This is a genomic window from Alkaliphilus transvaalensis ATCC 700919, assembly GCF_000621485.1.
GTDB classification, from domain to species: Bacteria; Bacillota; Clostridia; order Peptostreptococcales; family Natronincolaceae; genus Alkaliphilus; species Alkaliphilus transvaalensis.
This window is the reverse complement of record NZ_JHYF01000019.1, coordinates 20,992-34,094: the sequence shown is the minus strand read 5'-3', so window position 1 is coordinate 34,094 and position 13,103 is coordinate 20,992. Positions and strand designations below refer to the sequence as shown.

The 13,103-nt window shown below is 33.8% G+C and carries 14 protein-coding genes; 1 reads left to right on the top strand and 13 read right to left on the bottom strand.

Annotation, left to right across the window (positions count from 1 at the left end; translation table 11 throughout):
- Positions 1–209 precede the first annotated feature (209 nt).
- Positions 210–1,226, top strand: a complete 1,017-nt coding sequence (gene mltG, locus T335_RS0113960) for an endolytic transglycosylase MltG (protein WP_026478094.1) — start codon at positions 210–212, stop codon at positions 1,224–1,226.
- Positions 1,227–1,420: 194 nt separating this feature from the next.
- Here the strand turns inward: mltG and T335_RS0113955 are convergent, their stop codons facing one another.
- From T335_RS0113955 to T335_RS20820, 13 genes are all read right to left on the bottom strand, one after another.
- Positions 1,421–1,636 (bottom strand): heavy-metal-associated domain-containing protein, encoded by a 216-nt coding sequence (locus tag T335_RS0113955; protein WP_026478093.1) that lies wholly within the window; start codon positions 1,634–1,636, stop codon positions 1,421–1,423.
- A gap of 115 nt (positions 1,637–1,751) precedes the next feature.
- A complete protein-coding gene (locus tag T335_RS0113950; protein ID WP_026478092.1) occupies positions 1,752–2,063 on the bottom strand; it encodes a metal-sensitive transcriptional regulator in 312 nt (103 codons plus the stop codon).
- Positions 2,064–2,377: 314 nt separating this feature from the next.
- Positions 2,378–2,950, bottom strand: a complete 573-nt coding sequence (locus T335_RS20825; RefSeq protein ID WP_051569328.1) for a 50S ribosomal protein L25 — start codon at positions 2,948–2,950, stop codon at positions 2,378–2,380.
- A 105-nt stretch (positions 2,951–3,055) separates the two neighbouring features.
- Positions 3,056–3,643 carry a 50S ribosomal protein L25 gene (locus T335_RS0113940; RefSeq protein WP_026478091.1) on the bottom strand — a complete coding sequence of 196 codons (588 nt, stop codon included), beginning with the start codon at positions 3,641–3,643 and terminating at the stop codon, positions 3,056–3,058.
- Positions 3,644–3,717: 74 nt separating this feature from the next.
- Entirely contained in the window at positions 3,718–4,131 is a 414-nt protein-coding gene (locus T335_RS0113935; protein WP_026478090.1) for a hypothetical protein, read from the bottom strand.
- 13 nt (positions 4,132–4,144) lie between these two features.
- Positions 4,145–5,461 carry a metallopeptidase TldD-related protein gene (locus T335_RS0113930; protein WP_026478089.1) on the bottom strand — a complete coding sequence of 439 codons (1,317 nt, stop codon included), beginning with the start codon at positions 5,459–5,461 and terminating at the stop codon, positions 4,145–4,147.
- 4 nt (positions 5,462–5,465) lie between these two features.
- The gene (locus tag T335_RS0113925) at positions 5,466–6,941 is read right to left on the bottom strand and encodes a TldD/PmbA family protein (protein WP_026478088.1); all 1,476 of its coding nucleotides are present in this window, start codon (positions 6,939–6,941) and stop codon (positions 5,466–5,468) included.
- Between the two features lie 86 nt (positions 6,942–7,027).
- The gene (locus T335_RS0113920) at positions 7,028–8,095 is read right to left on the bottom strand and encodes a YibE/F family protein (protein ID WP_026478087.1); all 1,068 of its coding nucleotides are present in this window, start codon (positions 8,093–8,095) and stop codon (positions 7,028–7,030) included.
- Between the two features lie 239 nt (positions 8,096–8,334).
- Entirely contained in the window at positions 8,335–8,565 is a 231-nt protein-coding gene (rpsR, locus tag T335_RS0113915; RefSeq protein ID WP_026478086.1) for a 30S ribosomal protein S18, read from the bottom strand.
- Positions 8,566–8,582: 17 nt separating this feature from the next.
- Positions 8,583–9,005, bottom strand: a complete 423-nt coding sequence (locus T335_RS0113910; RefSeq protein WP_026478085.1) for a single-stranded DNA-binding protein — start codon at positions 9,003–9,005, stop codon at positions 8,583–8,585.
- A 17-nt stretch (positions 9,006–9,022) separates the two neighbouring features.
- A complete protein-coding gene (gene rpsF / locus T335_RS0113905; protein WP_026478084.1) occupies positions 9,023–9,307 on the bottom strand; it encodes a 30S ribosomal protein S6 in 285 nt (94 codons plus the stop codon).
- Positions 9,308–9,443: 136 nt separating this feature from the next.
- On the bottom strand, positions 9,444–10,964 hold the full coding sequence (gene ppx / locus T335_RS0113900) for an exopolyphosphatase (protein WP_026478083.1): 1,521 nt from the start codon (positions 10,962–10,964) through the stop codon (positions 9,444–9,446).
- A gap of 62 nt (positions 10,965–11,026) precedes the next feature.
- A complete protein-coding gene (locus tag T335_RS20820; protein WP_084281362.1) occupies positions 11,027–13,078 on the bottom strand; it encodes an RNA degradosome polyphosphate kinase in 2,052 nt (683 codons plus the stop codon).
- Between the last annotated feature and the right edge of the window lie 25 nt (positions 13,079–13,103).

Below are 13,103 nucleotides of genomic sequence, written 5' to 3'. Positions count from 1 at the left end.
ATTTTATTCTAATTGTAGAAAATTACAATTACATTAATGAGCTAAACTAATCTGTGATATTATTTATTTCTCAATTTCAACAGCCAAGTTACTATTTATGAAGACTATTTTCCTAAGTAATTATTTCCTTAAATGAATATTAGCATTTTTTCTACTCTAATGGTAAAATAAATAGAAGATAAATATGTTCGACTAACGGGGGATTTATTATGAAGAAAACCATTTACATGCTTATATGTTTAATTATAGTAACTTCTATTGCCGCCTTTTTTTTACTTCCATCCTACCTTTCAGTAGCTTCAGTAGATGAACCATTAGAGATTGTTATTCCAAGAGGGGCTACTATGAATTATGTTACGGACTTGTTGTATGATAACGGCGTCATAAGAAGTAAACTATGGTTTAAACATCAAGCAAAAAATGCTCAAGTGGACCGCCACATCAAACCTGGCACATATGTTTTATCACCAAATATTACTATGGATGAAATTTTTGATTTACTTATTAAGGGTAACGCAGAGGCCCCAATCGTACTAACTATACCTGAGGGCTTTACCCTTTATCAAATAGCCGAAAGAGTTGAGTCTACTGGTATTTCAACAATTGAAGAGTTTTTAGAAGTAGCTGATGCTTACTTTGATGAACAAGATTTCTCTTTTGATACAGCTGATTTATATTTTAATCTTGAAGGTTATTTATATCCTGACACTTACCACTTTACTGAAAGCAGTACCCCTCAAGATGTTATAAGACGTTTAGCTAAGACAATGGAGGACTTATTTACACCAGAGTATCACGCAAGGGCTGAAGAACTAGGGCTTTCAGTTCACGAAATTTTGACGTTAGCCTCATTAATTGAAAGGGAAGCCTATCACAATGATGAAAAGGCCACCATCAGCGGAGTTATTTATAATCGAATGAAGATTAATATGTTATTACAAATTGATGCCACTGTTATCTACGGTATAGGTGAAGGAAAAGAGCACATAACCCGAGTACTTTATGCTCATCTTGAAGAGCAAAATCCTTTTAATACCTATTTAGTAGGAGGCCTTCCACCAGGCCCTATAGCAGCACCAAGCAAGTCATCGATTCATGCTGCTTTATACCCAGAAGAACATGACTATCTTTATTATGTGTTAGGTGAGAATGGACATGTATTTGGTAAAACCTATCAGGAGCATTTAAAGAATGTTGAGAATTATAGAAGAATGATGAATCGATAAGATTATTTTAAAGGATATTATATTTTACTAAGGTTAATATATTTTTACTCAGTCGTTGATATCATTAAACACTATATCTGTTGAATTATTATTCCTTTAATCAAAATGGAGACCCCAAAGGATCTCCATTTTGTTATATCTATTGTAAATATCTATCATAAATAAATTACAACTCTACAAAACCCAACTATTATCTATAAACCTGCTACCCCTTGAAAATCATAACCCGCTTCTTCAATAACTTCCTTTAAAACTTCATCGGTTACTTCTTGAGATAATTCTACTACTGCATTTTTCCCAGCTAGATCTACAGTAACTTCCTTTACTTCTTCAAGTTCCATTAGTGCATCTTTTACATGATTTGAACAATGTCCGCAAGACATCCCTTCTATCATTATTTTCTTTTTCATAAAATTCCCTCCTTAATTTTTATTTAAACCTATATTAACCGAGATCACTGTATGCCTTAGCATTTTACTTAGGTAAACTTAGATAAAGCAATAATCTCAATTGTTTTAAATTTAATTATTTCATCAACTTCTTTACAGTTTTCATTACTTCTTCAATTGCACTCTCATCACCTTTTTTAATCTGATCTGCTATACAATTTTTTAGATGCCCTTCCATTAAGATTAAAGCAATGGAACTAAGGGCTGAACGAGAGGCCTCAATCTGATTAATAACATCATTACAGTAGCTACCATTTTCTATCATGTTTTTGATGCCTCTAACCTGACCTTCTACCCTGCTTAAACGATCTATAATAGATTTTTGAATCTTTATTGATTCTTCCGATGCTACCTTATAATTATTTCGTCCTAGCTTACCGTCTTCCATCAATTATCGCCTCCTTTATTATAATATACTATACCCCCCTATCGTATGTAAAGAACCTTTTCATTTTAATTAGTTAGAAGGTCATTAATCCCAATAGTAACATTATCCTTTATACCACTTTAACATTATGGTTGTCTACATATTCTATATTTTATCTAAATAAATATTACTCATACATTCTAAAGAGGACTTTTAGTAATTTATTTGAATCTAGGAAAAGTTCTAGGGGTCTTAGTATAAGTCTTAGAAGCCATTAAAGGCATCACCCATAATTGTAGGTGATGCCCTTTGTGATGCCCTTTATTACAAATAGCCTATTCTTCTACCACTTCATCAACTGTCTTCTCCGCCGTTGCCACTGATGCTATAACAGATTGGGGGTCTGCAATTATTGAAAATTCTTCACTAAATTCCATATCTGCTACCTTTAAAGTGTCTCCGATTGTAAAATTAGATATATCAAATTCTAATTTTTTTGGAATACTGCCAGCAAAGCATTCTACTTCTACATCCTTGAGCTGCTGTTGTAAAATGATTCCACTTTTCTCTACATTCCGCTTACCCACTAATACGATTGGTACTTTCACATGGATTCTTTGGTCGTAACTTACTTTTTGCATATCTACATGAATAATTTCTTTTGTTACAGGGTCTCTTTGAACTTCCTTGATTAGTACGGTATGCTCTTCTCCACCAATATTAATTTGAATAATTCCGTTAGAGCCATAATTTCTTACTAATGTATCCATTTCTCTTTTATCAATTTTTACAGGTAATGTGTTCATACCTTTTCCATAGATTACTGATGGGATATAGCCATCAAATCTTAAACGATGACTATCATTCTTTCCAACGTTATTCCGTAATTCGCTTGTAATTGATTGCATCAAAAAACACCTCTCCTCTTCAATTTATTAATGGATTATTTCCAGTTCCAAGTTTTTTATACTTAACTTGGTATAAATTGGTTTTAGGAGAGGTGCTTTGATTTTTTATATTTCTTCTTCTAGTGGTTCTTCTTTCTTGCCTACATATACTAAATTGGCAATAGCGGTACTTAAGTCTAGACCCAGCTCAATATTATCATTTTTTGCTATATTTAAATCTCCTACTGTAATTGAGCTTTTACTTTTTAACAATTTAGCATCTGCTTCTATTCTGTCGGGAATATATTTGGGGTAAGTATTAATGTCGATTTCGTTATAATGACTCTGGATGATTTCGCTGTTGCTCTCAACAGACTCTTTATTGATTAGATGAATTGGAAGAGTAAGCTTTATCTTTTGATTTTCATTTAAGGTTTGTAGATCTACATGAAGTAGGTTATGCTTTAGGGTATCTCTTTGTATTTCTTTAATAACTGCGAAGGTTTTATTGCCTTCTAAATTTAATGCTAATCGGGTGCTACTTCCATACTTAGACAATATTTTTTCAAATTCCCTTTCTGGTAAAAAAACTAGCTTTGTTTCATTTCCCTTGCTATAAACAATAGCTGGAACCTTTCCTTGTCTTCTTTCCTTCGCAACACAGTTTTTACCTACAGTTTCTCTTTCATAGATTTCCAATAGTGGTGTTGCCATAAAAAAATTCCCCCTTTTAAATTTTAATTTTAGTAAACATCCCTGCGCTTTTAGGGATGTTTACCAAACTTTATTTAATCAATGGATCTTAAAATTCTATCTGCTATATCAGATAGTCTTAAGTCTCCAACTGATTGATCAACAGCAATAAATAGACTTTTTATTTCCTCTTGATCTGCATCATAATGATAAGAATATCCATAGCTTTTGAAAACCTCTGGTATCACTTCTTCTATTAATGAGATTTTCTCATCAGCAAGATTCATTAGTTCATCTACTAAGTCCTCTTGTTCTATTGGTTCAACGGAGTCTATTAATATTTCCTCCTTTAAGTTTCCTACATCTTGTATTACTTGATAAACAAGAGTATCATCCCTTTTTGATCCTCCTGAAATATCCTTTATCATTTTAAAGGTATATTTTTCTTTTATTTTATTTAAGATTTCTTGACTATCAAACATCTTATTGCCTGCCAATACATAACTCATGAATTGAGCCTCCTTATTTCTCTCCTGTTATTTTTGATCTCATTAAAATACATGGTTGGTCTTCATAGGGTAAAAGACCCAGCTCTGTAGTTGGTTGTTTTATATTTTCAAAAAAATTGCCAGAAATAACGGCTTTACATGCGCCTATTATTTCTCCTTTTCTAACTCGAATACAATTAGGTGCGGTTAAAGAATAGTTGCCGCTTGTAGGGTCTTGTGTATGCATTCCCAACAGGTCACATACGATAATCCCGTCCTCTATCTGCTCTATCAATTCTTCAAATGTTTTCATATTAACAGAATACAGTCTACTACTTCCCCTTCCTGCTGGTAGGGGCGTTGGTTTTAAATCCATTAAATTACTGTATTTTAGATCTAGAATAGGAGACTGTATCTTGCCCTTTTCCACTAAATTAACTACTCCTCCTGGTACTCCCTCGTAGGTAGATATATAGGAGCCTTGTCCAAAATCCTTAGTTGTATCAAGGGTAAGATAGAAATCTTCCTTCATGATGGATTTATTGTTTTGAAAGTCGTCCTTTGAGAATGCTGAACGATTGTTATAAATCTGACTTCCTTTAAAATTATTTAATAAATAATTTCCTATAAAAGCCTCTGCAACATGGGGAAGTAAAAGTACTTCCTTTTCTCCATCTTCAATAACCCCTCTATCCCTCAACTGATTAACGTTAGATGCAGTATAATTGATCAAATGTTCTAATTCTCTTTGATTAATTAACCTTCTACGGAGATATGAACTACCAAAGGTCTCATCTCCATAAACATATGTTGAAAAGGATGTCGCTTTATTAGAAATTTCTAACCCCAGGGAATTTCGAATATGGTGATGATAGGAACTAGCACTTACTGAAGCATTGACATGCTTAATCCCTTTGTCTACTAGTTCTTTAACATATTGTTCCAACGTATCAAAAATGAAAGACTTATCTTCATGTACGAGCTTATATATCTCTTCATCAAATAAATTAACCTCTGGGTAGTCATCTGCTTTATAGATCATTGCTGCCTGCTCATCCCTATAGGATGATCTTCTCCAAGTATCTATTAGCCCTTTAAACTGTTGTGGAGTCGTACTATCTAAAGAAACAATACTTCTACGATTATCCTGCCATATTATTGATAGTTTACCCCGCATAGCTTCTTCTGCCTTTGGACTACTATAGACTCCTCCCAAATGATTGTTCTTAACTCCTGCTTTAATGGAAACACTTTCGTTTATTCCAAAATACCATCCTTTTATCTGTAGGTTTTCCCGCTCCTTACACATGTATTCCTTCAACTGGTTTTCTAGCTGTCTTACATAATCCATACTGCTATTCGCCCCCTATTATTACGTCTTTATTGGATTCTAACAGGATAAAATAGTGGGACCCTCCACTAGAAGGTACATTTTGACCTGCTTTTCCACAAGAACCCTGAGCATCTAATAATAAAGGGCCTACTCCTGCTTTAATTGACTTAAGAGCTGAAAGAACTTTCCCACTAAAGATTGCTGGTTGATACAGGGTACATTCTTCACCTAATCGATAGATTCCACTACAATTAAAAACAAACTCTCCTTGGCTTGATTTGACCTGCCCACCTTTATAGCCAACTAAATAAAGAACTTCTTCTTCTGGTTTAATATAGTTATTTTTTAGAAGGATTTGATACAGTTCTTGAGGTGTTACATCCTCAAAGTCTTTATCTAAAGGGATTGCCCCCTCCACTTCTATCCTAATATTAGACATCCTTGGTAGCGGTAAATGTCTATAACTTTCAACTCTTCCTGCTCCTGTAACTTGTACGCCTGCTTCCTTTGCAGAAAAGATATCTGCAAGGGCTTCCTTTAAAATTCCACCCTTAATAATTTCTGTTCTTTCTCGCTTACTTCCATTAGCACTATAGGGCTGATAGGCATAGTCACCTTCTATAGATTCATCTATTATTGAAACACTAGGACTAGCAACTAATTCACCTTCTCGAAAATGTCCCTTCTCATCAGCTAAAATAGATAACTTCATTCCATCACTTTCTGCCGCATGTCCAAAGGCTTCATGGGCCAATCCCTTAGCTAATGCATAATCTAACACAATTTTATAATTTCCACTTTTTATCTTTGGAGCACTTAATAGTGCTACAGCTAAATTACATGATTGCTGGATACGCTTATAGAGCTTCTGTTTTTTCTCTTCATCTAGTAGGATAGAGATATCACTCCCACTTAATGCCCCTCTTGTTGAAGCTGTACGATTTCCCTTTGCGGTGATGGTATTGGCTACAATCGTACGGGGAATCTCATAATAAACATCTGTCCCATCACTTCTTACAATCCTCCAATGATCCATCACATTTCGATAGAGGCTCTCTATTGCTACATTACCATAACTATTTAAAATTTCCCTATTAAACTCCACCAAAAGGCGTTCTTCTTCTTCTAAGGTCAAATAATCGAAGGGATACTTAGTGTTGCTGTAACGGGACTCTACTACTGGTTCTTGTTGAAAAATTTCGGTATTAGGCTTTCCACCTCTCTTTTCCATTTCTTCGGCTATTTCAGTGGCAATCTTCACCATTTTTAAACTGCTATCTTCATCAATTTTTTCTGAAGTTGCAAAACCGCATCCACCAGCCTTAGTAAAAGCTTGAAAGCTAATTCCTCCACCTTCATTATAGTACATTTCTTCAGTTTTTCCATTATTAACTACAATGTGCTTTGATTTTGTATTTTGGATTCTGACTATTAGGTATACTCCTAGCTCTTTTGCAAGGGTTAATACCCTCTGAATTAAAAGGTCGTATTTCTTCATTTTGTCACCTCTTTCACCTAATATTACTATTCTAGTAATAGGTGGAAAATCCCTTCTTAAATTTAATACTTATCTTTAGAAGGAATTTAGCTATTGATGGATGCAATAAAGGATGTAATAGGGATTGTTAAAATTAGGCCTATACTCCCACTTAGGGAGCGAAGAATTTCTGTAGCTATATACTGAGAGTTAATAATTTCAATTAATGGCATATCCGATAGGGAAAATAAAAATAGCAATGGTAAAGATGTCCCTGCATAAGCTAATATTAGCGTATTTGTCATTGTAGCCATAATATCTCTACCTACCGATAGTCCAGAAAAAAATAAAGAGGAGATGGATACTTTTTTATTATTTTTCTTTATTTCACAGATAACTGAAGTGATGGTCATGCTAACATCCATTACAGCTCCAAGCACACCAATGGTGATTCCACTATATAGTAACCCTCTATAATCAATATTTAGATCTGTATAGGCTACAAGCATTTGTATTGTTTCATCTGATACCCCCGTAAGTTGAATTAAATTACCAAAAAATAAAGCCAGTACCCCCGATAATACAGTCCCTCCTATTGTACCTATAATTGCACTTAAGCTTTTACGGCTAAAGCCACTAATTAAGACAAAACTTGCAATAATAATTAGAGTACACACTAAAACTGTTGAGGTTATAAAGCTGTATCCTTTTATAATCATGGGCATATACACTTTAAAAATACCAAAGGCTGTAATTAAAAGAGCAATAAAAGACCTAAACCCAGTCTTTCCACCAAAAATGATGAGTAAAAAGAAAAATAATCCAAATAGAATATAGATATACCCTTCCCTAGAAATATCCATAAACCTTGCATTAACCAATTTACCTTCTAATAAGGTTAACTGTACATATACCTTCATATTCTCCTTTAAAGGTATGTTATATTGTGATCCTGCAATTAACTCGTGGGAAAACGCTAAAGTGTTTCCTTTATATTTCCCCTCAAGTAGTTTAACCTCGATCTGCTGTACAATTATTCCCTCTTGTAGGTCTTGTCTTTCTTCAACTACTACTGCTTTAACCTTCAAGTATTCTCTGTCTTCTAGTCCAAAAGCTATTGTTGTTGTAAGTAATAAAACTGCTATTAACAATAATACACACCTTTTTATCCCCATTTTCTATTCCTCCTAAGTAAATAATAAAACTGGTCTACTGAATATATATTAAACTTAGGAAGCGGATATTATATTTTTTTCAAGCTGAAATGATGCCTTTAGTTTCCTATGGATCAGAAAAAAGCCTATCTAATTGATTAAAGATAGACTACAAAATATGAAGTATTATACTGGAGTGTATCTTTTATCAAAAAATCAAAAAGAGAAGTAGTGATCACTACTTCTCTGAATATATTATACTATTCTACTGTATATGGTAGTAAAGCCATATGTCTAGCTCTCTTAATAGTTTGAGTTAATTCTCTTTGATGAATTGCACAGTTTCCTGAAATTCTTCTTGGTAAAATTTTACCACGCTCAGTAATGTACTTCTTTAACTTTTGAACTTCTTTATAGTCCATTGAAGTTACTTTATCGGCACAGAAAGTACAAATCTTCTTTTTGCTTCTACGCTTTCTCTTGTTGATCATTAGTTTCCCTCCTTTTCTTAGAATGGAATATCTTCGTCGTCATCAACCGCTTCAAAATCATTTAGATCTATATCAGCTGAATTAAAGTCATTAAAAGAACCACCGGATTGTTGTTGTGACTGATTTTCACGATTTCCCCATTCAAGGAATTCTACTTGGTCTGCAACCACTTCAGTTACATATCTTTTTTCACCGGTTTGAGTTTCGTAGGATCGGCTTTGTAGTCTACCTTGGATACCCACTAGGCGACCTTTGGATAAGTAGTTGGCACTATGTTCAGCACTTTTCCCCCACACTACGATATTGAAAAAATCTGCTTCTTTTGTCTTTGAAAAAGTTCTATTTACAGCAACACTAAAAGTGGCAACAGCTTTTCCGCTGGTAGTAAAACGTAACTCTGGATCTCTAGCTAAACGCCCGATTAATACAACACTGTTCATCGTTACACCACCTTTAATTACGCTTCAACTCTTGTAATCATATGTCTGATTACTTCATCAGCAATCTTTAAATTTCTGTCTAATTCTTTAGGAATATCTGCAGAAGCATTGAAGTTTACTAATACGTAGTAACCTTCATTTGTTTTGCTAATTTCGTAAGCTAACCTTCTGTTACCCCACTCATCAACATTCTCAACTTGACCATCTGTTTCAATGATTCCTTTAAACTTTTCTAAAAGTTGAGTTCTTTTTTCTTCTTCTGCACTAGTCTTAAGAATGTACATTAATTCGTACTTGTTCATCTTTTCCACCTCCCTTTGGACTTAACGGCCCTGCTTTACGCAGGACAGAGAGAATTGTTTTCTCACATTAAAAAATTATATCACTTTAGCCTCTAAATTGCAAACCTTTTATCATTATTTAAAATAATTTATTTTTTTATACACTTAAGATTAATTTTTTTCCAAATATTTTCTTAAAGTCCTTTTGAGTACTTTGGACTGCAGCAATTTCTAAGTCGGCTAGACTTCGAACCTTTACCTTCATATTTACATGATCTTCTTCTATTCCACACTGAATGTCATTAACAGCCCCATATTCACCTCGGTCTAACTTCTCAGCAATATTGACAAATAGACTTAGCTTTTTAATTACTTCAAAATCATTTTTATTAATTAGCATCTTATAAGGACTCCAATCCTTACTAAGATCAACTTCTCGATGCATTAAAACAATAAAGGCACAAATGACTAATTCTCTATTTCTAAGGCCGTTTAGTCTAGCATTCAAAACAATATAAAATCCATGTTTATGATGATTATAGTGATCAACATAGTTACCAATATCATGAAGTAATGCTGCTACAGATAGGAGCTTTCTTTCAGATTCCCCTAATCCGTGAAGTTCTGTAGTTTGGTCAAACATAGATAGGGCTAATTTTTTTATATGATAACAATGTTTTATATTTGCATCATAATTTCTTAAGGTATTATACACACTATGATTAAGTACGCTACTGAATAGCTTTTTGCCTGGATAACATTCTTTAATATATTTTTCAAAAAATACGCCTTCCCTTAAGCCATTTCCACTAATAATAATTTTGTCTGTCTTAAGGTAGTGACATAAGCTCTTGACTGGAACCAAGCCCCCCACAATGATGTCTGACCTTTCTTTATTAACCCCTTTAATGTTTTTTCTTTCATGGGACTTAGCTTCTACAACCTTTTTGTAGGCCCTCAACATCTCATGGTAGGTAATTTGATAATTATGGAGACTTACGAGGGGGAAGTTAATTTCATTTTTATTGATTTTTGCTAGGGTTCTAACCGTTCCACCTAACCCTACTACTGGTAACCCTATTGCTTTTTTTAACCATTCTACCTGACTAAGCTGCTTCTTAATATACTTCTCCAATTGCTGTATTTTTAAATGGGGGATCTCTGTTTTGCCTAGAAATCTCTCAGTTAAAATAACCGCTCCAAAGGGGAAACTAATCCCATGCTTTATTCTACGATTTTCCACTAAAGCTATTTCTGTACTGCCACCACCTACATCTATAATAACACAGTTATCTATATCTATTGTGTTAATCACCCCTAGATAAGCATAGTAGGCTTCTTTTTTTCCCGATATCACTTCAAATTCTAAGTTGGTTTCCATTCTAACCTTCTCTAGAAAACGATCTTGATTAACTGCATTTCTAACAGCAGCCGTAGCAACTAAGAATGTCTCATCTACTTGATGAACTTCTATTAACTTTTTAAATAGATTTAGTGCTTTAATTGTTCTTTTCATGGCAGCTGCCTTTAGGGTCATTTCTTCCCCCATACCTTCACTAAGTCTAACCATTTCCTTAACTTCATCTAGCATTTTATAAGAATAATCATCAAAAATTTTCATTATTATCATTCTTACAGAGTTAGACCCTAAATCAATGATGGCAAATTTCTTCTCCATCGAAATCTTCTCCTTTTTTTCTGACTTACTAACCATTTCTATATTTCTAAGTTTTTTAGTTTTTAGTCAATTTCAACAAAGTAATCCTGCGAATTAATTAATTTCTTTCCTCTTCTATCGATTTTATGATACACACCTTCATGGTCTAAAATCCTTGCCTTAACATTATCCATTAATTCTATGAATAAAATATTAATAATTCTCTTTTTGATCTTAAAATCCTCTATTGGAAAAAGCACTTCTATTCTCCGATCAAGGTTTCTCGGCATCAAGTCAGCACTGGACATATATACTTCCTCTTCACCATTATTATAAAAATAATAGATTCGACTATGTTCTAAAAACCTTCCCACAATGCTTCTAACCTTAATATTCTCACTAATTTGGGGTATACTCGGCCTTAAACAGCAAATGCCCCTTACAATTAAATGAATCTCTACCCCTTCTATTGAGGCTTGATAGAGGGCCTTTATAATTTCTTTATCCACTAATGAATTCATTTTAGCTATAATTTTGCCCCTATTCCCTTCTTTTACATGGGTAATTTCTCTTTTAATAAGTTCTAAAAATTGGGCTCTTAAATTAATTGGTGCAATGGCGGTTTTTTCAAGTTTGGGAGGGTTTAAACACCCAGAAAGCATATTAAAAATTGCTGTAGCATCCCTAACTAAACTTTTATTACTGGTAAATAATCCCATGTCTGTATAAATCTTAGCTGTTATATCATTATAGTTTCCTGTCCCTAAATGAAGATATCTCTTAATCCCTTCAGATTCTTGCCTCACTACCAAGGTCATTTTACAATGGGTTTTTAATCCAACTAACCCATAGATCACATGACAACCTGCTTGCTCTAACTTCTTTGCCCATACAATATTTACTTCTTCATCAAACCGGGCCTTTAGCTCTACTAAGACGGTTACTTGCTTACCTTTTTTTGCAGCATCTGCTAAAGCTTTTATAATAGGTGAATCTCCACTAACACGATATAGCGTCTGTTTAATGGCAAGCACTTTAGGATCTTTAGCGGCTTTTTGCACAAAGGTTATCACAGGTTCAAATGATTCATAGGGATGATGTAGCAGAATATCTTCTTTAGAGATGGCTCGAAATATATCTTTTTTTTCTAATGCTTTAGGGGTGTAGGGACGATATTGTTGATATTTTAAATCTTCAAACCCATTAAGTTGATAAATTTTCCCTAAAAACCGTAAATCTATTGGCCCCCAAATAAAAAATATATCCTTATAATGGATTTCTAAGGCAGATCTTAAAATTTCTACTAATCTTTTATCGCCACGATAGTCTACCTCCAAACGAACGGCAGTACCCCACTTTCTTTTTTGTAATGATTTCTCTATCTCAATTAATAAATCTTCTGCTTCTTCCTCTTCAATGGTTAAGTCAGCATTTCTAGTAATTCGGTAGGAACCCACAGAAATTATTTTATATCCCTCAAACAGTTGATGAATATTAAGTTTAATAACATCCTCTAATAGGATGTACGCTAGCTTTCCTTCCTCTTCAATTAAAGGAATTAATCTTGGTAATACTGACGGAACCTGTACAGTGGCAAATATGACATCTTTAGAACCGTCTTTTTGTAATAATACTCCCAAATTTAAACTTCTATTTAGAATTAATGGGAAGGGCCTTCCCTGTTCTAGGGCTATAGGTGTTAATACAGGATATACTTTTTCTAAAAAGTAGTTACGTAATTGTCCCTTCTGTCCCTCAGATAAAGATTTCGTGTTTAGTAAAATAATTCCCCTTTTTTTAAGCTTTGGTAATATCCCCCTCCTTAAGGCATTATATTGCTCATACACCATTCGATGTACCCTATCAGATATCTTATTTAATTGCTCCTTAGGAGTTAAACCTGATGGGTCTGGTCTGTCGTACCCGGCATTAACTTGATCCTTTAAAGAAGCTATCCTCACCATAAAAAATTCATCTAAATTAGAACTTACAATCATCAAAAACTTTAAGCGCTCAAAAAGAGGATTATTTGTATCTTTTGCTTCTTGTAATACACGATCATTAAACTCTAACCAGCTTAACTCTCTATTGATATAATATTTACTTTCTTCTAATTGCTCCTGTTCTTTAACCATCTCATCTCATCCTCTTTAAAGTCTT

Bases quoted from the DNA above. Each gene is read 5' to 3' on its own strand.
- ppx (WP_026478083.1), bottom strand. From the start codon at position 10,964: ATGGAGAAGAAATTTGCCATCATTGATTTAGGGTCTAACTCTGTAAGA.
- T335_RS0113935 (WP_026478090.1), bottom strand. From the start codon at position 4,131: ATGAGTTATGTATTGGCAGGCAATAAGATGTTTGATAGTCAAGAAATC.
- mltG (WP_026478094.1), top strand. From the start codon at position 210: ATGAAGAAAACCATTTACATGCTTATATGTTTAATTATAGTAACTTCT.
- T335_RS0113955 (WP_026478093.1), bottom strand. From the start codon at position 1,636: ATGAAAAAGAAAATAATGATAGAAGGGATGTCTTGCGGACATTGTTCA.
- rpsF (WP_026478084.1), bottom strand. From the start codon at position 9,307: ATGAACAAGTACGAATTAATGTACATTCTTAAGACTAGTGCAGAAGAA.
- T335_RS0113910 (WP_026478085.1), bottom strand. From the start codon at position 9,005: ATGAACAGTGTTGTATTAATCGGGCGTTTAGCTAGAGATCCAGAGTTA.
- T335_RS0113925 (WP_026478088.1), bottom strand. From the start codon at position 6,941: ATGAAGAAATACGACCTTTTAATTCAGAGGGTATTAACCCTTGCAAAA.
- T335_RS20820 (WP_084281362.1), bottom strand. From the start codon at position 13,078: ATGGTTAAAGAACAGGAGCAATTAGAAGAAAGTAAATATTATATCAAT.
- T335_RS0113940 (WP_026478091.1), bottom strand. From the start codon at position 3,643: ATGGCAACACCACTATTGGAAATCTATGAAAGAGAAACTGTAGGTAAA.
- T335_RS0113930 (WP_026478089.1), bottom strand. From the start codon at position 5,461: ATGGATTATGTAAGACAGCTAGAAAACCAGTTGAAGGAATACATGTGT.
- T335_RS0113950 (WP_026478092.1), bottom strand. From the start codon at position 2,063: ATGGAAGACGGTAAGCTAGGACGAAATAATTATAAGGTAGCATCGGAA.
- T335_RS0113920 (WP_026478087.1), bottom strand. From the start codon at position 8,095: ATGGGGATAAAAAGGTGTGTATTATTGTTAATAGCAGTTTTATTACTT.
- T335_RS20825 (WP_051569328.1), bottom strand. From the start codon at position 2,950: ATGCAATCAATTACAAGCGAATTACGGAATAACGTTGGAAAGAATGAT.
- rpsR (WP_026478086.1), bottom strand. From the start codon at position 8,565: ATGATCAACAAGAGAAAGCGTAGAAGCAAAAAGAAGATTTGTACTTTC.